The 18,844-nt window shown below is 67.7% G+C and carries 25 protein-coding genes; 13 read left to right on the top strand and 12 right to left on the bottom strand.

Annotation, left to right across the window (positions count from 1 at the left end; translation table 11 throughout):
* Window positions 1–77: 77 nt before the first annotated feature.
* Genes AU188_RS22060 through AU188_RS22075 form a run of 4 tightly spaced genes read left to right on the top strand, consistent with a single transcriptional unit; the run spans window position 78 to window position 2,187 of the window.
* Window positions 78–299: a hypothetical protein gene (locus AU188_RS22060; protein WP_286137623.1), complete on the top strand. Its 222-nt coding sequence runs from the start codon at window positions 78–80 to the stop codon at window positions 297–299.
* Entirely contained in the window at window positions 296–1,156 is an 861-nt protein-coding gene (locus AU188_RS22065; protein WP_059165606.1) for an oxygenase MpaB family protein, read from the top strand. The genes AU188_RS22060 and AU188_RS22065 overlap by 4 nt, the downstream gene beginning before the upstream one ends.
* Window positions 1,153–1,401: a hypothetical protein gene (locus tag AU188_RS22070; protein ID WP_059165607.1), complete on the top strand. Its 249-nt coding sequence runs from the start codon at window positions 1,153–1,155 to the stop codon at window positions 1,399–1,401. The genes AU188_RS22065 and AU188_RS22070 overlap by 4 nt, the downstream gene beginning before the upstream one ends.
* Window positions 1,402–1,428: 27 nt before the next feature.
* A complete protein-coding gene (locus AU188_RS22075) occupies window positions 1,429–2,187 on the top strand; it encodes a YqjF family protein (RefSeq protein WP_082686744.1) in 759 nt (252 codons plus the stop codon).
* Window positions 2,188–2,193: 6 nt separating this feature from the next.
* Here the strand turns inward: AU188_RS22075 and AU188_RS22080 are convergent, their stop codons facing one another.
* Both AU188_RS22080 and AU188_RS22085 read right to left on the bottom strand, forming a co-directional pair.
* Window positions 2,194–3,042: an SDR family oxidoreductase gene (locus tag AU188_RS22080; RefSeq protein WP_059165608.1), complete on the bottom strand. Its 849-nt coding sequence runs from the start codon at window positions 3,040–3,042 to the stop codon at window positions 2,194–2,196.
* A 111-nt stretch (window positions 3,043–3,153) separates the two neighbouring features.
* Window positions 3,154–3,642 (bottom strand): aminoacyl-tRNA deacylase, encoded by a 489-nt coding sequence (locus tag AU188_RS22085; protein ID WP_059165609.1) that lies wholly within the window; start codon window positions 3,640–3,642, stop codon window positions 3,154–3,156.
* A gap of 243 nt (window positions 3,643–3,885) precedes the next feature.
* On the opposite strand from AU188_RS22085, the gene AU188_RS22090 reads away from it, so the two are divergent.
* Together AU188_RS22090 and rsrA are read left to right on the top strand one after the other, a co-directional pair.
* Window positions 3,886–4,554 (top strand): sigma-70 family RNA polymerase sigma factor, encoded by a 669-nt coding sequence (locus AU188_RS22090; protein ID WP_216636200.1) that lies wholly within the window; start codon window positions 3,886–3,888, stop codon window positions 4,552–4,554.
* A complete protein-coding gene (gene rsrA / locus AU188_RS22095) occupies window positions 4,551–4,856 on the top strand; it encodes a mycothiol system anti-sigma-R factor (protein WP_059165611.1) in 306 nt (101 codons plus the stop codon). Before AU188_RS22090 ends, rsrA begins: the two co-directional genes overlap by 4 nt.
* A 26-nt stretch (window positions 4,857–4,882) precedes the next feature.
* Here the strand turns inward: rsrA and AU188_RS26090 are convergent, their stop codons facing one another.
* Window positions 4,883–4,975: a 50S ribosomal protein bL37 gene (locus tag AU188_RS26090; protein WP_090355725.1), complete on the bottom strand. Its 93-nt coding sequence runs from the start codon at window positions 4,973–4,975 to the stop codon at window positions 4,883–4,885.
* 157 nt (window positions 4,976–5,132) lie between these two features.
* Here AU188_RS26090 and AU188_RS22100 point away from each other — a divergent pair, with 157 nt between their 5' ends.
* Together AU188_RS22100 and AU188_RS22105 are read left to right on the top strand one after the other, a co-directional pair.
* Entirely contained in the window at window positions 5,133–5,348 is a 216-nt protein-coding gene (locus AU188_RS22100; RefSeq protein WP_059098987.1) for a biotin/lipoyl-binding carrier protein, read from the top strand.
* Window positions 5,349–5,388: 40 nt separating this feature from the next.
* Window positions 5,389–6,876, top strand: coding sequence for a sensor histidine kinase (locus AU188_RS22105; RefSeq protein ID WP_059165612.1), 1,488 nt, complete (start codon window positions 5,389–5,391; stop codon window positions 6,874–6,876).
* Window positions 6,877–6,983: 107 nt separating this feature from the next.
* Here the strand turns inward: AU188_RS22105 and whiB1 are convergent, their stop codons facing one another.
* Together whiB1 and AU188_RS22115 are read right to left on the bottom strand one after the other, a co-directional pair.
* Window positions 6,984–7,238, bottom strand: coding sequence for a transcriptional regulator WhiB1 (whiB1, locus tag AU188_RS22110; RefSeq protein WP_059165613.1), 255 nt, complete (start codon window positions 7,236–7,238; stop codon window positions 6,984–6,986).
* 247 nt (window positions 7,239–7,485) lie between these two features.
* Window positions 7,486–8,454 carry a diacylglycerol/lipid kinase family protein gene (locus tag AU188_RS22115; RefSeq protein WP_059165614.1) on the bottom strand — a complete coding sequence of 323 codons (969 nt, stop codon included), beginning with the start codon at window positions 8,452–8,454 and terminating at the stop codon, window positions 7,486–7,488.
* Window positions 8,455–8,504: 50 nt separating this feature from the next.
* Here AU188_RS22115 and AU188_RS22120 point away from each other — a divergent pair, with 50 nt between their 5' ends.
* A complete protein-coding gene (locus AU188_RS22120) occupies window positions 8,505–8,933 on the top strand; it encodes a hypothetical protein (protein ID WP_059165615.1) in 429 nt (142 codons plus the stop codon).
* Here AU188_RS22120 and AU188_RS22125 read toward each other — a convergent pair.
* From AU188_RS22125 to AU188_RS22135, 3 genes are read right to left on the bottom strand one after another with little or no spacing between them, the layout of a single operon-like run.
* Window positions 8,882–9,367, bottom strand: coding sequence for a GNAT family N-acetyltransferase (locus AU188_RS22125; RefSeq protein ID WP_059165616.1), 486 nt, complete (start codon window positions 9,365–9,367; stop codon window positions 8,882–8,884). The two genes, AU188_RS22120 and AU188_RS22125, sit on opposite strands and share 52 nt — an antisense overlap.
* Entirely contained in the window at window positions 9,364–10,458 is a 1,095-nt protein-coding gene (locus AU188_RS22130) for an isochorismate synthase (RefSeq protein ID WP_059165617.1), read from the bottom strand. Before AU188_RS22130 ends, AU188_RS22125 begins: the two co-directional genes overlap by 4 nt.
* A complete protein-coding gene (locus tag AU188_RS22135; protein WP_059165618.1) occupies window positions 10,455–11,066 on the bottom strand; it encodes an acid phosphatase in 612 nt (203 codons plus the stop codon). The genes AU188_RS22130 and AU188_RS22135 overlap by 4 nt, the downstream gene beginning before the upstream one ends.
* Window positions 11,067–11,117: 51 nt before the next feature.
* Between AU188_RS22135 and AU188_RS22140 the strand changes: the two genes are divergently transcribed.
* Window positions 11,118–11,924, top strand: a complete 807-nt coding sequence (locus AU188_RS22140; RefSeq protein WP_082686745.1) for a ParA family protein — start codon at window positions 11,118–11,120, stop codon at window positions 11,922–11,924.
* A 55-nt stretch (window positions 11,925–11,979) separates the two neighbouring features.
* Here the strand turns inward: AU188_RS22140 and AU188_RS22145 are convergent, their stop codons facing one another.
* Window positions 11,980–13,191 carry an Rv3212 family protein gene (locus AU188_RS22145; RefSeq protein ID WP_059165620.1) on the bottom strand — a complete coding sequence of 404 codons (1,212 nt, stop codon included), beginning with the start codon at window positions 13,189–13,191 and terminating at the stop codon, window positions 11,980–11,982.
* 18 nt (window positions 13,192–13,209) lie between these two features.
* Window positions 13,210–14,670 carry a DEAD/DEAH box helicase gene (locus AU188_RS22150; RefSeq protein ID WP_059165621.1) on the bottom strand — a complete coding sequence of 487 codons (1,461 nt, stop codon included), beginning with the start codon at window positions 14,668–14,670 and terminating at the stop codon, window positions 13,210–13,212.
* A gap of 234 nt (window positions 14,671–14,904) precedes the next feature.
* Between AU188_RS22150 and AU188_RS22155 the strand changes: the two genes are divergently transcribed.
* A complete protein-coding gene (locus AU188_RS22155) occupies window positions 14,905–15,600 on the top strand; it encodes a ferritin-like fold-containing protein (protein WP_059165622.1) in 696 nt (231 codons plus the stop codon).
* 18 nt (window positions 15,601–15,618) lie between these two features.
* On the opposite strand, the gene AU188_RS22160 is transcribed toward AU188_RS22155, so the two are convergent.
* Window positions 15,619–16,383 (bottom strand): hypothetical protein, encoded by a 765-nt coding sequence (locus tag AU188_RS22160; RefSeq protein WP_059165623.1) that lies wholly within the window; start codon window positions 16,381–16,383, stop codon window positions 15,619–15,621.
* A gap of 233 nt (window positions 16,384–16,616) precedes the next feature.
* Between AU188_RS22160 and AU188_RS22165 the strand changes: the two genes are divergently transcribed.
* Complete coding sequence (locus tag AU188_RS22165; RefSeq protein ID WP_059098976.1) at window positions 16,617–16,862, top strand: DUF3107 domain-containing protein; 246 nt, start codon at window positions 16,617–16,619, stop codon at window positions 16,860–16,862.
* Here the strand turns inward: AU188_RS22165 and fasR are convergent.
* Entirely contained in the window at window positions 16,849–17,514 is a 666-nt protein-coding gene (fasR, locus tag AU188_RS22170; RefSeq protein ID WP_059165728.1) for an HTH-type transcriptional activator FasR, read from the bottom strand. The two genes, AU188_RS22165 and fasR, sit on opposite strands and share 14 nt — an antisense overlap.
* Before the next feature lie 162 nt (window positions 17,515–17,676).
* Between fasR and AU188_RS22175 the strand changes: the two genes are divergently transcribed.
* Window positions 17,677–18,738 carry a DUF3152 domain-containing protein gene (locus AU188_RS22175; RefSeq protein WP_082686746.1) on the top strand — a complete coding sequence of 354 codons (1,062 nt, stop codon included), beginning with the start codon at window positions 17,677–17,679 and terminating at the stop codon, window positions 18,736–18,738.
* Window positions 18,739–18,844 lie beyond the last annotated feature (106 nt).

Below are 18,844 nucleotides of genomic sequence, written 5' to 3' on the forward strand. Positions count from 1 at the left end.
ACATCGGCGAATCGACCTGCTCACGCCTGAATGGCCATTAACATAGTGACCGCATCGGGAAAGTGGAGGGAGTAGGCGTGCTCAGCGCAGTGAGGAAGGTCCTGACCTTTGAGATGACCATCGCCGAGTGGATCGGCACCGCGCTCATGCTCGCCGCACCCTACGTCGTCATCGGCGTGGGCTGGACGGCGCTGAACCTGGACCAGCTGGACGGCACGGGCCTTACGTGGCTCGGACAGCTCACCGCGGCGATTGCGTTCTGGCCGGCAATGGTCTTCTCGGCGGTGTGCGTCGCATGACCGACGCCTATCGCATCACCGTGCGCCGTCGCACCGCGCGATGGGACACCGAGCCGGTCACCGCCGCGGAGGCAATGGACTTCTGGGCCTTCGCCGCGGGCGCGGCCAACGTCGTCATGCAGCTGTCCTGGCCGGAGGTGGGCTACGGCGTCGCCGAGAGCAAGGTCGATTCCGGAAACCTGCTCAAGCACCCGTGGAAGCGGGCGCGGACGACGTTCCAGTACCTCGCCGTGGCGGTGCTCGGCACACCCGACGACCGCGCCGCGTTCCGGGAGGCGGTCAACTCCTCACACCGGCACGTCAAGTCGACCGCCGAAAGCCCGGTCCGGTACAACGCGTTCGACCGCGATCTGCAGATGTGGGTCGCTGCTTGCCTTTTCGTCGGTCTGGAGGACACCTACCAGCTGCTGCGCGGCGAGTTGACGCCGGAGCAGGCCGATCAGTTCTACCGCTCAGCCTGGCCGTTGGGCACCACCTTGCAGGTGACCGAGGAACAGTGGCCGCCGACCCGCGCCGAATTCGACGACTATTGGCGCCGCGCATGTCAGCGGGTTTCGATCGACGATCGGGTGCGAAATTACCTGCTCGACATGGTGAACCTGCGCATGATCAACCCGCTGCTGGCGCTGCCGTTCCGGCCGCTGCTGAAGTTCCTCACCACCGGCTTCCTCGCGCCGGTGTTCCGGGAACAGATGGGGTTGCGGTGGAGCGGCTTCCGACAGTTCCTCTTCGAAATGCTCTTTCTGACAGTGGCTTTGGCCAACAGGTTCCTGCCGGTGTTCGTCCGGCAAGGCGGCAGCTACGTGCTGCTCGCCGATGTGCGCCGCCGGGTCCGCACCCACCGGGCGCTGGTATGACGACGCTGCGTCGGCTGCTGAGCCGTCGGGTCAGCGTCGAGGCGATGATCGAGATCGCGATGTGGCTGGCGATTCCCTACCTGCTGATCGGTTTGGCGTGGGCGTTCTTCGACGCCGAACAGGTGCAGCTGATCGACACCGCGCTGCGCACCCGGATACCGGCGGGCTCGGACATCGCAGCGTTCGTGCTCACCGCGGCGTTCTGGCCGGCCAACCTGCTCGGCGTCGAACTCTGCATGGCGTGAGGTTGGCAGCGGTGCCACGATGAGGTGATGACGGGGCCCTCCGGCGGTTTCGAGTCGGCGGCGATGGCCGGCTTTCCCGTCGTGGCCGCACCGGTGCGTCGCCCCGTCGTGTCCGAGCAGCTCTGGTGTGACCTGACATTCGTGCACTGGCCGGTGCGGCCGGAGAGCGTCGCGCATCTTCTTCCACCGGGTACCTGCCCGGACGTCTTCGCCGACGGGCTCAGCTACGTCGGGCTGGTGCCCTTCACGATGCGCACCACCACGCTCGGCTCTGCGCTGCGCATCCCGTACTTCGGTACATTCGCCGAGACCAACGTCCGGTTGTATTCCGTCGACGACGCCGGTCGTCACGGCGTCGTGTTCATGTCACTGGAAGCCGAACGCCTGGCCGTGGTTGCGGCCCTTCGTATCTCGCTTGGAATTCCGTATACCTGGGCCAGGATGCGCGTCGAGCGGTCAGGGGAGCGAGTGCGCTATCGCAGCGTGCGCCGATGGCCGCGTCGCGGACTGCGCAGCACGCTCGCCGTGCGGATCGGCGACGAGGTGACGCCGACGCCGCTGGAGGTCTGGCTGACTGCGCGTTGGGGTGCGCACACCCGCAAGGCCGGCAGGACCTGGTGGGTGCCCAACGAACACGACCCGTGGCCCCTGTGCGCGGCCGAGATCGACAGCTTGCACGACGATCTCGTCGCCGCCGCCGGTGTCATACCCGCGGGCCCGAGACTGCGGGCGCTGTTCACGAACGGCGTGCGCGCGCGGTTCGGGCGCCCCTGCGTTGTCGCCTGACCGGCGTTACGGACCCGTGTACCCCGGTGGGTTGGGCGTGTCGACCCAGAGGTCGACGCCGAGTTCGGCGCCGGGCACGCAGTTGTACACCGACAGGTCGGTCACGCCCGACTCGAGGAGCACGTCCTCACACAGCGCCGAGTTCCCGGTGTAGTCGCGGGCGGGCTTGTTGAGGATCACGTATGCGGCGTCGGCGTAGACGTCGGGCTTGCGCGCGCGCCCCATCGCCTCATCGCCGCCGAGCAGGTTCTGCACTGCGGCCGTGGCCACCAGTGTCCGTGGCCACAGGGTGTTGGAGGCGATGCCCTCGTCGCGTAGCTCCTCGGCGATCGCCAATGCGCACAACGACATCCCGTACTTGGCCATCATGTAGGCGGTTGGTTTGAGCCACTCCGGCTCGAGGCGTACCGGCGGGGACAGCGTCAGGATGTGCGGGTTCTCCCGGCCCACCATGTGGGGAATGCACGCCTGCGAAACGGCATACGTGCCCCGCACCTGGATGCCGTTCATCAGGTCGAACCGCTTCAGCGGCACGTCGGTGATCGAGCCCAGGTTGATCGCCGAGGCGTTGTTGACACAGATGTCGATGCCGCCGAACTGCTCGACGGTCTGAGTCACCGCCGCGGCCACCGAGTCGCCGTCGCGGATGTCGCCGACGATGGGCAGCGCCTGCCCGCCGGCGTCCTCGAGTTCCTTTGCCGCGGTGTAAACGGTGCCGGGCAGCTTTGGATGCGGTTCGGCGGTCTTGGCGATCAATGCGATGTTGGCACCGTCGGCGGCCGCCCGCTTGGCGATCGCCAGGCCGATCCCGCGACTCGCGCCGGAGATGAACATGGTCTTTCCGGAAAGCGACATGGGCTCACACTAACCGTCGCCGGTCCCATCCGACGTCGCCGAGTGAGACCTTTTGCCACGCGTTCAGCGCGCGACACGTGTCGGTCACCCACGTTCGGCCCGGAGAAAGGGTCAGGCCTGGATATCGGCGGTGACCGCGTCGGTCAGCCGGATCAGATCCTGCGGGGGCACGGCGACGTCCCAGCCGCGCTTGCCCGCGCTGCACAACACCCGGTCCCAACCCAGAGCGGACGCGTCGACGACGGTCGGTAGCGGCTTGCGCTGACCCAACGGCGAGATTCCGCCGACCACATAGCCGGTCGACCGTTCGGCCGCCGCCCGCTCGGCCATGGTGACCTTGGACACGCCGAACGCAGCGGCCGCCGCCTTCAACGAAAGCTTGGCCGGTACCGGCAGCACCGCGACGCCGAGACCTTCGGGCAGCGCCAGCACCAGCGTCTTGAAGACCTGAGCGGCCTCGATACCCTGTGCCCCCGCCAGCGCGTCCACGGCCTCGTCGCCGAACGACTCGGTGCGGCGGTCGTGGTGGTACTGCAGAACCTCGTGTGGGACCTCGGCGGCGATCAGGGCTGCGATGGCAGGAGTAGCTGCGCGTGCCACCGCGCCAGACTAGTGCGCGCGCCGACGCCGGTATTCCGGGAACAACCACGCCCCCGGCCGCTGTTATTGACGGCGACTGTGGCGTCGTGGACGCGGCGGCCGGAAAACATGTCGGTCTCAACCTCTAGGATTGGCTGAAGGGAGTCAGTTGTGCCAACGCTGGCCATGGACTTCCCGATGCGCCCGGTGGACGTGCCGGGCTTGTTCGGTGGCACCGCGACAGAAGGGACGGTGTTCCCCACGATGACCGACTCCGACGGGTCGACGCGCGATACGGCGCCGGAGACAGGGCCGGAAACCTCGCCGCCGCAGGAGACCGATGCCGAGCTGACCGCGCGGTTCGAACGCGATGCGATTCCGCTGCTCGATCAGCTGTACGGCGGCGCGCTGCGCATGACGCGCAACCCCGCCGACGCCGAGGACCTGCTGCAGGAAACCATGGTGAAGGCCTACGCCGGCTTCCGTTCGTTCCGCGAGGGCACCAACCTCAAGGCGTGGCTGTACCGCATCCTGACCAACACCTACATCAACAGCTACCGCAAGAAGCAGCGCCAGCCCTCGGAGTATCCGACCGAGGAGATCACCGACTGGCAGCTCGCCGCCAACGCCGAGCACTCGTCAACCGGGCTGCGCTCGGCCGAGGTCGAGGCGCTCGAGTTGCTGCCGGACAACGAGATCAAGGAAGCGCTGCAGGCGCTACCTGAGGATTTCCGGATGGCGGTCTACTACGCCGACGTCGAGGGCTTCCCCTATAAGGAGATCGCCGAGATCATGGACACTCCGATAGGCACGGTGATGTCCCGGTTGCACCGGGGCAGGCGCCAGCTGCGCGAACTGCTGACCAACGTGGCCAGGGAGCGCGGTTTCATGCGGGGACAGCAGATGGACACGCCCGAGGAGGTCTCGTCATGAGCTCGTTCTCGGACGACGAGGGCTGGCGGCCCCCGGTCGGCCCCGTCGATCCCGAGCACCCAGAATGCGCGGCGGTCATCGCCGAGGTATGGACGTTGCTCGACGGGGAATGCACGCCCGAGACCCGTGACAAGCTGCGCCAGCACCTCGAAGACTGTCCCGCATGTCTACGCCACTACGGCGTTGAGGAACGGGTCAAGAAGCTGATCGCGAAGAAGTGCGGCGGCGACAAGGCGCCCGAGAGCCTGCGAGAGCGGCTGCGCATCGAGATCAGCCGCACGACGATCATTCGGCGCAGCTAGCGCGCGCAGGCCCACACCGGGTGCGGTCAGCGCACCGACTTCGAACCGGCGTTCGGCCGCTTACCGTGGTTGGCCTTGGTGTGCTTGCGGTCGCGCTTCTTACGGCCACGCTTGGCCATGGTCTACCTCCGAATTGTCTGGTGGATTTCTCGGCCCGCATCCCGCGGGCACGTCGCGACCATTCTCTCATGGCCCTGCGACGCCGCTGACGGGCCGGTCGTGTGGTTCGATGTAGGCCGATAGGCATTTACAGCAGCGGAGTGGAGTGGGGTGAGGATGGCCGAGGACGTTCGCGCTGAGATCGTGGCCAGTGTGCTCGAGGTCGTGGTGAGCGAGGGCGATCAGATCGGTCAGGGCGACACCCTGGTACTGCTGGAGTCGATGAAGATGGAGATTCCGGTGCTGGCCGAGGTGGCGGGCACCGTGAGCAAGGTCAGCGTGTCCGTCGGCGACGTCATCCAGGCCGGTGACCTCATCGCCGTGATCAGCTGATCACCGCGCCCGTGTGATCCGCCGCCGGAAGTAATCCGCGATGTCCACCCTCGGTGATCTGCTCGCCGAGCACACCATGCTGCCCGGCAATGCGGTCGATCATCTGCATGCGGTGGTGGGCGAGTGGCAGCTGCTCGCCGACCTGTCCTTCGCCGACTACCTGATGTGGGTGCGCCGCGACGACGGCTCCCTGGTCTGCGTGGCGCAGGTGCGGCCGAACACCGCCCCGACCGTGCTGCTGGCCGACGCGGTCAGCACGCTGGCCGAGGCCGACACGCTGCCCGTCGTGGCCGCGGCGTTCACGTCCGGTGAGATCGCCGTGGGAGACGGTGCCGGACAACAGGTTTCACCCGGTCTGAATGTCGAGGCCGTGCCTGTGCGGTACAAGGACGAGGTCGTCGCGGTGTTGACCCATCAGACCGCTCTGGCCTCCCGTAAAGCCAGTCCGCTCGAAGTCGCCTATCTCGACTGTGCTCGCGATCTGCTGCACATGTTGGCCGAGGGCACCTTCCCCAACGTCGGAGATCTTGCAATGTCGCGGTCGAGCCCACGCGTCGGTGACGGGTTCATCCGGCTCGACGAGACGGGGGTGGTCACCTTCGCCAGCCCGAACGCGATCTCGGCCTACCACCGGATGGGGTTGGCCGCCGAACTCGGCGGCCACAACCTCGTCACGGTCACGCGTCCGTTGATCGGCGACCCGTTCGAGGCGCAGGAGCTGGCGAACCACGTGCGCGATTCGCTGGCCGGCGGGTCCAGCATGCGCATGGAGGTCGACGCGGGTGGTGCCGCCGTGCTGATGCGCACGCTGCCGTTGGTCGTGCACGGCAAGGCAGTCGGCGCCGCGGTGTTGATCCGTGACGTGACCGAGGTCAAGCGTCGCGACCGTGCGCTGCTGTCGAAGGACGCCACGATCCGTGAGATCCACCATCGCGTGAAGAACAACCTGCAGACCGTCGCGGCACTGCTGCGCCTGCAGGCCCGCCGCACCAACAACGACGAAGGCCGCGAGGCGTTGATGGAATCGGTGCGACGGGTGTCGTCGATCGCGCTGGTGCACGACGCGCTCTCGATGTCGGTCGATGAGGAGGTCAACCTCGACGAGGTCGTGGACCGAATCCTGCCGATGATGAATGATGTTGCGGCAGTGGACAGTCCGATTCGCATCAACCGGCTCGGTGATCTCGGGGTGCTCGATGCCGATCGGGCCACCGCGCTCATCATGGTCATCACCGAGCTGGTGCAGAACGCTATCGAGCACGCATTCGAGCCCGGGACCCGGCAGGGCTGCGTGACGATCCGGGCCGAACGGTCGGCCAGGTGGCTCGACGTGGTGGTCCACGACGACGGGCGCGGTCTGCCCGAGGGGTTCAGCCTGGAAAAGTCCGACCGGCTCGGTCTTCAGATCGTGCGGACGTTGGTGTCGGCGGAACTGGACGGGTCGCTGGACATGCACGAGGTGCCCAGCGGCGGGACCGACGTCGTGCTGCGTGTGCCGCTGGGTCGCCCGCGGCGCGCCGCCCAGTAACAATTCGCTAATTGGCCATTAATGTCGCGAATTGGCCAAATTGAATTTGCACAAAGATACGGCCCCGACAAATGTCGGGGCCGTAAAGGTTGGTGCTGGACGCGAGCTCAGACTCCGGTGCGAGCCTTGGTGCGAGCGTTGCGCCGCTTCAGCGCGCGACGCTCGTCCTCGCTCATGCCGCCCCACACGCCGGCGTCCTGTCCGGACTCCAATGCCCAGGTGAGGCACTCGGTGGTCACCGGGCAGCGGTTGCAGACGAGCTTCGCGTCAGCGATCTGAGCGAGCGCCGGGCCGCTGTTTCCCACGGGGAAGAACAGCTCCGGATCTTCATCGCGACAGACCGCCTTGTGGCGCCAATCCATAAGATCAAACTCCTCGTCAAGATATGTCCACTGTGCGCAGCGCAGCGCACGGTTTTTTCTTCGGCTGTTTAACACGTGCACATTGAATGTTTCTGCAACGTTGCTTCGATGCTTTCACAGGCTGGACAGATGTCAATACTCGTAAGTTAACAAGTGCGCAATGTCACTACCGGGGGTGGCTTCGCATATCACCCACTCGCCTGTACTAGACTCGATCCAACTGCGCCCCGAATCTTACGCCGCGAACCTATCGCCGCAGGTCAGAGGCGTTCTCCAGGGCCGGCGCGAGCACGCCGAGCGCGTCGGGAACCGCGGTGAACCTCATCGAGTCCCGCAAGCCCACATAATCACCGTCGATCTGGCAGGCCACCGGTGTCTCGCTGGTGACCTGCAACCAGGGCAGGTCATCGTCGCGGATCAGGTGCTTGGCCTCGATACGCGGCTTCTTCGCCAGCATCCGCCGCACCAACCTCAGGTTCGCCCACACGTTCATGCTGGTCGTGGCGAACACGCCCAGGCCGGTCTCGAACGTCGTGGTCGGGTTCGTCCACACCGGTCTGGCGTTGGCGTAGGTCCATGGACTGGCGTTGGACACGAATGCGAAATGGACGGCGCCGACCGGTTCGCGGTCAGGGAGATGCAGCGTCAGCGACGGTTCCTTACGGGCGCTGGCCAGGACCTCCCGGATGGCGACGCGCACGTAGCGGGAGGCGGTGACCGTGCGGCCCTTCGCGCGCTGGGCCTCGACGGCGGCCACCACGTCGCCGTCGACCCCCATGCCCGCGGTGAACACCGCCCAGCGTTCACCGCAGTCCATCAGCCCGATCCGCCGCCATACCTTGCGGTGCCGATACCCCGACAACAGGTCGACCAGTTGATTGGTCGCCTCGATCGGGTCGGGGCTGATTCCCAGCGCGCGTGCGAACACGTTGGCGGAGCCACCGGGCACCACGCCGACCGCGGGGGCGGCGGCGCCGGGTCCGCCGATCTCGAGAACGCCGTTGACCACTTCGTTCACCGTGCCGTCGCCACCATGCACGATCAGCACGTCGACACCGGCGCGCGCCGAGTCGCGGGCGATCTCGATGGCATGGCCGCGGTGATCGGTATGCGCGACGGTCAGCTTGACCCGACTCTCCAGCGCGTGGGCCAGCAGGTCGCGACCGGCCGGAGTCGTCGACGTGGCGTTCGGGTTCACGATCAGCACGGCGCGCACGGAGTCCGAGCCTACTGAACGGCCCCGGCCCACCCTCTACGCTCGAGGACGTGACCGTTCCCTCACCGACGTCCGTGCGGCAGGCCGCTGTTCTCGTGGCCGCCGAGGGTGTCGTCGCGCTGGCGGCAGCTTTGGTCTACGTCGTGAGCGGGTTCGGCCGGGCCGAGGAATCGGGGCTGAACAAGTACGGCACCGCGCTGTGGTTCGCGATCATGGGTTCGGCTGTGCTGGCCGCGGCCTGGGCGTTGTGGACCGGCAGGCGGTGGGGCCGCGGCATCGCGGTGTTCGCGCAACTGCTGCTGCTGCCCGTGGTTTGGTACATGGGCGTGGGCTCGCATCAGTGGATCTACGCCGTTGCCCTCGGCGTGGTGGCGGTGGTGACGCTGGTTCTGCTGTTCAGCCCGTCGGCGCTGCAGTGGGTGGGCGCTCAGGGCGATTCCGCGGCCAGCGCCGACAGATCGGGCCCCGAGACCCGGTAGGTGATCCAGTCGGTCTGCGGCTTGCCGCCGACGGTGTCGTAGAGCGCGATCGCGTTGACGTTCCAGTCGAGCACCGCCCACGACAGCCGGCTGTATCCATGTTCGACGCATTCGCGGGCCAGAGTGGCCAGCAGCTTGCGGGCCAGCCCGCGCCGTCGGAACTGCGGCCGCACATACAGGTCTTCGAGGTAGATTCCCTCGACACCGTCCCATGTGGAGAAGCTGCGGAACCACAACGCGCCCGCAGCGGCCTGCCCGTCGATTTCGGCGATGTGGCCCTGCACGGTCGCCGGCTCGGTGAAAAGCGCTCGGCGCAACTGGTTTTCGGTGACGGTGCATTCGTGCGCCGCATGTTCGAACTCGGCGAGCTCGTGGATCATCGCGGTCAGCTCGGGCTCGTCGCCCCGCCGCACCCGCCGGATCAGCTCGGTCACGGTTCGACACCCAGAGCGGTGAGGATGGTGTGGAATTTCGTCGTGGTTTCGTCGAGTTCGTCGTCTGGATCGGACTCGGCGACGATGCCGCCACCGGAATACGCTTCGGCTGTGCGGCGATCCGCCGACAGCTGCGCGCAGCGGATCGACACCACCCAACGGCCGTCACCGCGCTGATCGCACCAGCCGACGGCGCCGGCGTAGAAGCCGCGGTCGCCCTCCAGTTCGCCGATCAAGTCGGCCGCATCGGCCGTGGGCACACCGCCGACCGCGGGGGTTGGGTGCAGGGCGATAGCCAAATCCAATGCGGTAGTGGACGTTTCGCGGAGGTTGCCGGTGATACGGGTCGCCAGATGCCATACCGCGTCGGTCTTGCGCAGTGCCGGCTCGGCCGCGACGTCGAGATCCGTGCACAGCGGCTCAAGCACGTCGCGGATCGTGTCGACCACCAGCTGGTGCTCGTGGCGGTTCTTCGCCGACGCGGCCAGCGCGGCACCGTTCGCCTCATCGGTGTCCGGATCCGGGGAGCGGGGCGCCGATCCCGCGAACGGCGCGCAGACCACATGATCGCCGCGGCGGGCCACCAGCAGCTCCGGGCTCAGGCCAACCAGCACCGCCCCCGAGTAACCGCCGCCCGCGGCGGTCAGATCGGCGAGGTAGCCGTTGGCGGCCGGGTCCGCGTCGACGAGCCGGTGCAGGACGGTGCGCGCATCCAGCGGGCCGCCGGCGGCCAACCGCAGCGCACGGGCCAGCACGACCTTGTGCAGCCCGCTCGACGGGTTGTTCAACCGGTCCACCGCCTCGGCGACCCGCGAGCGATGTTCGTCCGGGTCAGGCAGCGTCTCGGCGATGCGCACGTCGGGCAGCGGACGAAGCGGCCACTCCGGCACCGCGTCGAGGAACTGAACACTCTGCGGCCGGATCAGGGCAGCCGGTTTGGTCATGTCGAAAGGCAACGCGCCCACGATGATCGGAGCACTGTGCGACGCGAGCGCGGCGCGCGCGTCGGCGACTTTCGGGAATGCGGTGTGCACCCCCTCCGCGACGACGGCGCCACGGGAGGCCAGGACGAAGGACGGCTCGCGAGTCACCGCGGTTTACACGGATCCCGGTGGCCGGTCAGCCCCTGCGCAATGATCTGGCGGATCGCGTGCTCGAAGCCGAGCACCGCGACGGAAGCCGGCGCCATCGCGAACCGGATGCCGTCGGCCACCGGCATCTCAACCCACCGCGCGATCACCGAGCGGGAAAAGTGCGCATGCCCGACGAACACCACGTCGCGCGACTCCATGTGCGTGAGGGCCAACTCGACGGCGCGGTCCGCGCGCTGGGTGACCTCAGCGACGCTCTCGCCGCCGTCGGCGCCGTGCGTCCAGATCAGCCAGTCGGGGACGGTCTGACGGATCTGTGGCGTCGTCAGCCCCTCGTAGCGGCCGTAGTCCCATTCCTGCAGGAGCGGGGACACCTCGTCGACGGTCAGCCCGGCCAGTTCGGCGGTGTCCGCGGCGCGCCGCATCGGGCTGCTGAGCACCAGCGGGTTGTCGAGTTCGAGTTCGGCCAGCGCTTCGGCCGCGAGTTTGGCTCGCGCCCGGCCCGTTTCCGTGAGCTCGAGATCCGTGCGGCCGGTGTGCCGACCGCTCTTCGACCACTCCGTCTCGCCGTGACGAAGCAGTACCAGGCGGTGCTGCAGGAGGCTCACGTTGACTGATTCTGCCGCACGGCCCGTCGCGGCGTGCCTGCCCGTGCAACGATGAACCTCGTGACTCGAGTACTTGCGGTCGCCAATCAAAAGGGTGGGGTAGCCAAGACGACGACGGTGGCGTCGTTGGGTGCGGCGATGGTGGAGAAGGGTCTGCGGGTGCTGATCGTCGACCTCGACCCGCAAGGCTGTTTGACGTTCTCGCTGGGGCAGGATCCCGACAAGCTGCCGGTGTCGATCCACGAGGTGCTGCTCGGCGAGGTCGAACCCGACGCGGCGTTGCTCGACACCCCGGAGGGGATGACGCTGCTGCCGGCCAACATCGACCTCGCGGGCGCCGAGGCGATGCTGCTGATGCGTGCTGGTCGCGAGTACGCGCTCAAGCGCGCGCTGGCCAAGCTCTCCGACTCCGGCTACGACGTGGTGATCATCGACTGCCCGCCCTCCCTGGGCGTGCTCACCCTCAATGGGTTGACCGCCGCCGACGACGTGATCGTGCCGTTGCAGTGTGAGACGCTGGCGCACCGCGGCGTCGGGCAGTTCCTGCGCACCATCGCCGATGTCCAGGCGATCACGAACGCCGATCTGAACCTGCTGGGGGCGCTGCCGACGCTGTACGACTCGCGCACGACGCACAGTCGCGACGTGCTGCTCGACGTCGCCGACCGATACGACCTGCCGGTGCTGGCGCCGCCGATACCGCGCACCGTCCGGTTCGCCGAGGCCAGCGCGTCGGGCGCGTCGGTGCTGGCCAGTCGCAAGAACAAGGGCGCGCACGCGTATCGGGAATTGGCCGCGGCGCTGCTCAAGCATTGGCGCAAGGGCAAGCCGATGCCGACGTTCGCCCCCGAAATCTAGGGATTTCGGTGTAGTTCGTCGCGCTCACCGCAACCAACTACACCCAAATCACGCCTCAGCCGAGCGCCACCAACTGATCGCCGCGCTGTTCGAGCAGCGTCGAGCCCGCCACCGCGGGCACCACCGGGGCCGAACCCGGCGGCCGGGCCACCGGAATATGGCGTTCGCCGCGACCGGTCTCGGGATCGAATACGTCGTAGCCGCCGGTGACAGGCACCAGCAACCGGCCCGCCATGATGGTCGCCGGCCCCACCGGCACGTTGCCGCCCACCGGCGCGACGGTGTACTTGTAGCGAAGTCCGTTGGCGGAGAACACCATTACCCTGTCACCGGTCCACCAGGTGATCAGGTCGCCCGCACGCGACATCGTGGCCTGCGGCGACGGCGGACGGGTCACCTCCGTGCCGGCGATCGTCGCGCCCGTCTCGTCGACGATGTTCACGGTGGGTTTGGGTGCGGGTACGTAGACGGCGGTCGTGGTGTCGGCGACCGCCACCACCCGCGCGCCGGAGTCCTTCCGCACGCCCGGCTGCGGCACGTACTTCAACTCGGGCGTGTCCTCCTCGTCGGAGGGCCGCAGCAGCGTGAGGCGCAGATCCGGCTGCCGCGGGCACGCCTCGAGCACCGACACCGCGCTGGAACTGGCCTGCGCCGACATCAACCGGCACAGCGGCGACGTCGGGGTGTCCGGTTTGATCCGGGCGTCGAGTGCGCCGTAACTGATCATCCGGACCATGTCGGAGCGCCACAGTTCGAGACGGTTCTCGCCCGCCGACAGCACGGTGGTGCCGTCGGAAGTCAGCGTCACCTCGTCATCGGCATACGACGTCCGCGCCGGCCCCCGCTGTCCGGTCTTGGCGTCGATGGTGCTGACCTGGCCGCATCCTCGCACGTCCGGGTATACCGCCACCGCGTACTGGTAGACGTAGCTGACCCCGCACAGCTCGAGGTCACGCGAATAGCTCCACAGCGTGTCGCCCGTCGCGGGATCGCGGCCCTGGACGGTGCTGCCGTCGCCGGTCACCACGGCGCCGCCCACGACGAGCGGCCTCGTCGTGCGCCCGCTGGGTGCGGTCCACAACTGGCGCACCGACTGCGGAACCGCCTTGGCGGGGGTCAGCGGCGGAACCGGGGCGGCGGCGGGCTTGCTGATCGTTGCCCGTGCGTCGCTGGTCCACCAGACCAAACCGGCCGTCACCGCGACCACGACGCCAATCGCCAGAGCCACGAGCAAGTCGGTTCGGGTGCGGCGTTCGGGTTTGACCATCGCGCGGCCGGGGCCTCGCTAGCCGGCGCTGGCCGGGGCCTTGCGCGGCCGACGACGGCGCCTGCGCTTGGCCGGGCCGGCGTCGCCGGAACTGTCACCGGCGTCGCTGGACTCCTGCTCGGGCGAGGTGGACGCTTCGGGATGGCCGGTGGCCGGCTTGCCTCCGCGCGTGCGGCGGCGGGTCCGGTTGCGAGTGCGCGCGGGCCGGTCGGCCGACTTCTCCGCCGGGGCGCGCTTGCTCTGCACCTTGACGGGTTCGCCGACGGTGCCGGTGGCATCGGCGGGGATGCCCAGCTCGCTGTAGAGATGCGGCGAGCTGGAGTACGTTTCGGCGGGATCGGGACAGCTGAGGTTCAGCGCCTTGTCGATCATCGCCCAGCGGGCCAGTTCGTCCCAGTCCACCAGGGTCACGGCGACGCCGGTCTTACCCGCCCGCCCGGTGCGGCCGATGCGGTGCACGTAAGCCTGCTCGTCCTCGGGGATCTGGTAGTTGATCACATGGGTCACGTCGTCGATGTCGATGCCGCGCGCGGCGACGTCGGTGGCGACGAGCACGTCGATCTCGCCGGTGCGGAACGCCTTGAGCGCCTTCTCGCGCGCGCCCTGACCGAGGTCACCGTGCACGGCACCGACCTTGAACCCACGCTCGGCGAGTTCGTCGGACACCTTCTGGGCGGTGCGCTTGGTGCGGGTGAAGATCATCGTGGCGCCGCGGCCCTCGGCCTGCAGGATGCGGGCGACCATTTCCACCTTGTCCAGCGCGTGCGCCCGGTAGGCGAACTGCTCGGTGGTGTCGTGGGTGGCCGCCGAGTGCGGGGCCTCGGCCCTGATGTGCGTCGGCTGGTTCATGAAGGTGCGGGCCAGCGTGATGATCGGGTCCGGCATGGTCGCCGAGAACAGCATCGACTGCCTGTTGTCGGGAATCTGGCGCAGGATCCGCTCGATATCGGGCAGGAAGCCGAGGTCGAGCATTTCGTCGGCCTCGTCGAGCACCAGCATGGACAGTCCGCCCAATTTCAGGTGCCCCTGCTGGGCCAGGTCGAGCAGGCGCCCGGGTGTGCCGACGACGACGTCGACTCCCTTTTGCAGCGCCTCGATCTGTCCCTCGTAGGGCCGTCCACCGTAAATCGAGGTGACCGACAGCTTGCGGTCGTCGACCGTGAGGTACTTGCCTGCGGCCGCGAGGTCGCCGTACACCTGCAGACACAACTCGCGGGTGGGCACGACCACCAGCGCCCGCGGGACGCCGGTCAGCGGGCGGTCGGCGTCCGTCGTGATCCGCTGCAGCAGGGGCACGCCGAAGGCCAGCGTCTTGCCCATGCCGGTGCGGGCCTGGCCGATCAGGTCGTCGCCGGCCAGCGCCATCGGCATGGTCAGCTCTTGAATGGCAAATGGATGTTGCTTGCCGTCCTCGGCGAGTGCGCGCACGATTTCGTCGCGGACTCCGAGTTCAGCAAATGTGGGGTTGAGATGCGTCATACGCGAAAACGAGGCCTTTCGATTGTCATCCTCATGGGCTTCCACGCGCGCACGAGTTCGACAAAAGTTATGGCCGGTGAAGACCAGAGCCCTGCGCTGAGGTAGGCGGGCCGACTGCGTGCACGCACATTTCCTGGGTGGCGGCGAGCTTTCGTCAGTGCCGCTGCCCGAAACCATCATACCTGGTGATGTTCGCCCGTCGGGCCAAGCGCGGTGACGTTTAGAGTTGGGCCCATGAACTCGACGCCACCGGCACCCGGGCAAACCGACTCGGCGACGTCAGGTGTGTCGGCCGAACATCCCGGCGTCAACGAACTTTTCGCGCTGCTGGCCTACGGCGAGGTGGCGGCGTTCTACCGGCTCACCGACGAGGCGCGGATGGCGCCGAACCTGCGCGGGCGCATCAACATGGCCAGCATGGCGGCCGCCGAGATGAACCATTACGAGGTGCTGCGTGACGCGCTCGAGCGCCGGGGGGTGGAGGTCGTGCCGGCGATGACGAAATATGCGTCGGCACTTGAGAATTACCACCGGCTGACCACTCCGAGCACCTGGCTCGAGGCGTTGGTCAAGACCTATGTCGGCGATGCTCTCGCCGCGGACTTCTACCTCGAGATCGCCGACTCCATGCCCGACGAGGTCGCCGAAGTGGTGCGCGCGGTGCTGTCGGAGACCGGCCACTCGCAGTTCGTCGTCGCCGAGGTGCGGGCGGCGGTGACGGCCAGCGAGAAGCAGCGGCACCGGCTCGCGCTGTGGTCGCGTCGACTGCTCGGTGAGGCGATCACCCAGGCGCAATTCGTGTTGGCCGATCACGACGAGCTGGTCGATCTGGTGATGGCCAGCGGCGAAGGGCTGACGCAGCTGACCGAGTTCTTCGACCGACTGCAGCGCACACACACCTCCCGCATGCAGGAGTTGGGGCTGGCCTGACCCGCCCGCCTGAGCGCGCTACTGGGTGCAGCTGGCGATCATCGAGTTGTTGTTCTGCGCGGTGATCAGCGTGCCCGCGGCGTCGGTGATGCTGCAGTTCAGCTGCCCGGCGACGCTGGTCGCGGTGACCGACTTGAGCTCCACACCGGGTTCGAGGACCACCTGTTTGGCCCACGGCAACGCGACGTTGACCTCGGTCTTCAGGGCGCCCTGGCCATCGGTGTAGATCACCGTCACGAGGTCGATCAGCTGGCGGTTGCCCGTCACCCGGTAGGTGATGGTGCGCGGCGATACCGGTGCAGGCGGCGGGACGGCCGCGGGCTGAGTGGAGGTGGGTGGCGCCGTCTGAGCGGTCGGGGTCTCGGCGGTCGGGCTGACGGTCGTGACCGTTTCCGGCGGCAGCGACGAGGGGACAGGCTGGGTGGCGCCGGCGCGCGGGGCGGTCGTGGTGGCCGGCGCGCTCGACAGCGTGGGGGCGTCGGAGGTCGCGGTGGCCGACACCGAACCGCTGTCGCCGCCGCCGAGGATGATGCCGGTGGTTCCGATTGCGATGAACAGGATCACGCCGGCGATTCCGGCCACCCACATCCAGCGCCGATCGATGCGCTCCTCGTCGTACTGCTGCTCGTAGTCGTCGTAGTCGTCGTAGTCCTCGGGGGCCGGCATCCCGTCGTATTCGTAGTCGAGCTCGGGGGCCGGTGGTTCGGCGTACCCGGCGTAGCTGGGGATCCGTTCGGTCGGGGTCAGCGAATACGGTGAATGCGCGGTGTAAGGCCTGTTCATATGGGTTTTCCCGGGTCGTGTAGGGCACGGAAACTGTTGCCGGGCCTGATGCTATCGATGCTGGAGTGACGGGTGAGGTTCAGCGGCTGGTGTGTTGGTTACGGTCCGGACTCGGTTCGGTCGCCGTTGGTCTCGGAGCTTCGCTGACCGCGAACTCACCGGCGCGCGGCGAGCGGCGCGCCGTCCATTAGCCTTGCGTCAAGTTCTTCGGTGCAACGGAAAGGGACCACGGCGTGGAGGTCAAGATCGGTGTCACGGACAGCCCGCGCGAGCTGAGCTTCAACAGCGCGCAGACACCAAGCGAGGTGGAGAAACTGTTCACCGACGCGCTGGCCAAGGACTCGGGCGTGCTGGCGCTGACCGACGAGAAGGGTCGGCGTTTCCTCGTGCAGACATCCAAGATCGCCTACGTGGAGATCGGCGCCGCCGATGTTCGGCGCGTCGGCTTCGGGGTCGGGCTCGGGGCTAAGACCGGGTGAGCGGCACGTGTGACAGGCCGCCCCAGGCGAACTGCACGGTGCCCTCGACCGCGTCGTCCTTCGAGATCGGCCGGTCATTGTTGAGCCAGTAGCGCGCGGAGTCCACGCTGATCGCCACCAGGCCGACCGCGATCATCCTGGCGCGGTGCGCCTCCAGTCCGGAATCGCGGCTGATCAGGTCGAACACCGCGTCGGTGCACGCCTCGGTCGCCACCTTGACCTGCGCGGCGACCTGGGGTTCGTTGACGTAGTCGTTCTCGAAGATCAATCGGTAGCCCTGGCCGTCGTGCTCTATGAAGTCGAAGAACGCCTGGACCGCGGCGCGCAGTCGCTGACGGTTGTCGGTGGTGGTGCGCAGCGCCTGGCGCACCCCGGACACGAGGTTTTCCACGTGCTTGGCCAGCACCGCCAGATACAACTCCAACTTCGACGAGAAGTGTTGGTAGAGAACCGGTTTGCTCACGCCGGCCCGGTCGGCGATCTCGTCCATTCCTGCGGCGTGGTAGCCGCGATCGACGAAAACCTCGCTGGCAGCGGCCAGTAGCTGACCGCGGCGCTCATCGCGCGGCAGCCTGCTGCCCCGGCGGTTCAACACTTCGCCGCTGCCCGGCTGTGCGCCTCTCCTCGCGGCGGTGTTGGCGAGATCGCTCATCACTTCCTTCATTTGAAGTCGTCTGGCTCTATCTGGCTCAGTTTTTCGCAATGACACTACTACCGTTGGCAATGCGCGCACGTGAGGTACGGCTCACAGCGACTCCAGCCGTCGGTGGCGCGCCGAGAGTTCGACGGCGCTGGCCTGTGTCATCCTGTTTCGGTGACCTACGACTCCCGCACGCGAGGAGGCCAACTGGGTCCAGAGCGTCGCGGCAGCGGCCGCGTGCCCGTGCTGCGCGACGAGTGGCGCGAGCCGTTGCGCGCCCAACGCGACCCGCTTGCCGAGAGCTCGGGAAGGGTCAGGTCCAATCGGGCCGAGCACCGCGGAATTCGCAAGCAGACGTGGCTCGGCCGCTTCCTTTCCACCTACGGCTGGCGGGCGTACGCGCTTCCAGTGCTGGTCGTGGTGACCGCGGTTGTCGTCTACCAGACGATCACCGGCACCAGCGCGCCCGCACCCATGCAGGCCGAGGGCCCGGTGCAGGGTCCGCCGACCATCGGGGTGGCCAGCACGGCGATCATCGGCGCCCCGCCGAAAGGCTTGACACAGTTCGACGCGAACCTGCCGACCGGAATCCTGCCGCAGGGCGGGCCGTTCACCCAAGCCGGCGCCAAGACGTGGCACATCGTGCCGGGCACCACCGCGCAGGTCGGGCAGGGCACCGCGAAGGTGTTCAGCTACACCGTCGAGGTCGAGAACGGCATCGACACCGCGACGTTCGGCGGTGACGAGGCGTTCGCCCGCATGGTCAGCGAGACCCTGGCCAACCCCAAGAGTTGGACGCACAACCCGCAGTTCGCATTCGTCCGCCTCGACGCGGCGTCGAACATCGAGCCCGACTTCCGGATCTCGCTGAGCACGCCGATGACCGTGCGCGAGGGCTGCGGATACGACATCCAGCTGGAGGCGTCCTGCTACAACCCGGCTTACGCCGACGGGCAGCCGCGCGTCTTCATCAACGAGGCGCGCTGGGTGCGCGGGGCGGTCCCGTTCCAGGGCGATGTCGGCTCGTATCGGCAGTACCTGATCAACCACGAGGTCGGCCACGCGATCGGCTATCAGCGGCACGAGCCGTGCGGGGGCAACGATCAACTGGCGCCGGTGATGATGCAGCAGACGTTCTCGACCAACAACAACGACGCCGCGCGCTTCGACCCGCAGTCGGTGCAGCCCGACAACCACACCTGCAAGCCCAACCCCTGGCCATATCCGATCGCCTGACCGAGACCTGCGTCACCCCCTCGTTGGGCGAAAGTGCAGGTTTGCACCCGACACGCCGACGTTTTCCAGCGTTTCCCGCACGCTCACGGGCCGCCGATCGTGCGGG

This window comes from Mycobacterium sp. IS-3022 (assembly GCF_001500065.1).
Classification (GTDB): domain Bacteria; phylum Actinomycetota; class Actinomycetes; order Mycobacteriales; family Mycobacteriaceae; genus Mycobacterium.

Bases quoted from the DNA above. Each gene is read 5' to 3' on its own strand.
- AU188_RS22065 (WP_059165606.1), top strand. From the start codon at position 296: ATGACCGACGCCTATCGCATCACCGTGCGCCGTCGCACCGCGCGATGG.
- AU188_RS22070 (WP_059165607.1), top strand. From the start codon at position 1,153: ATGACGACGCTGCGTCGGCTGCTGAGCCGTCGGGTCAGCGTCGAGGCG.
- AU188_RS22075 (WP_082686744.1), top strand. From the start codon at position 1,429: ATGACGGGGCCCTCCGGCGGTTTCGAGTCGGCGGCGATGGCCGGCTTT.
- AU188_RS22080 (WP_059165608.1), bottom strand. From the start codon at position 3,042: ATGTCGCTTTCCGGAAAGACCATGTTCATCTCCGGCGCGAGTCGCGGG.
- AU188_RS22090 (WP_216636200.1), top strand. From the start codon at position 3,886: ATGACCGACTCCGACGGGTCGACGCGCGATACGGCGCCGGAGACAGGG.
- rsrA (WP_059165611.1), top strand. From the start codon at position 4,551: ATGAGCTCGTTCTCGGACGACGAGGGCTGGCGGCCCCCGGTCGGCCCC.
- AU188_RS26090 (WP_090355725.1), bottom strand. From the start codon at position 4,975: ATGGCCAAGCGTGGCCGTAAGAAGCGCGACCGCAAGCACACCAAGGCC.
- AU188_RS22100 (WP_059098987.1), top strand. From the start codon at position 5,133: ATGGCCGAGGACGTTCGCGCTGAGATCGTGGCCAGTGTGCTCGAGGTC.
- AU188_RS22105 (WP_059165612.1), top strand. From the start codon at position 5,389: ATGTCCACCCTCGGTGATCTGCTCGCCGAGCACACCATGCTGCCCGGC.
- whiB1 (WP_059165613.1), bottom strand. From the start codon at position 7,238: ATGGATTGGCGCCACAAGGCGGTCTGTCGCGATGAAGATCCGGAGCTG.
- AU188_RS22140 (WP_082686745.1), top strand. From the start codon at position 11,118: ATGAACCTCGTGACTCGAGTACTTGCGGTCGCCAATCAAAAGGGTGGG.
- AU188_RS22145 (WP_059165620.1), bottom strand. From the start codon at position 13,191: ATGGTCAAACCCGAACGCCGCACCCGAACCGACTTGCTCGTGGCTCTG.
- AU188_RS22150 (WP_059165621.1), bottom strand. From the start codon at position 14,670: ATGACGCATCTCAACCCCACATTTGCTGAACTCGGAGTCCGCGACGAA.
- AU188_RS22155 (WP_059165622.1), top strand. From the start codon at position 14,905: ATGAACTCGACGCCACCGGCACCCGGGCAAACCGACTCGGCGACGTCA.
- AU188_RS22160 (WP_059165623.1), bottom strand. From the start codon at position 16,383: ATGAACAGGCCTTACACCGCGCATTCACCGTATTCGCTGACCCCGACC.
- fasR (WP_059165728.1), bottom strand. From the start codon at position 17,514: ATGAGCGATCTCGCCAACACCGCCGCGAGGAGAGGCGCACAGCCGGGC.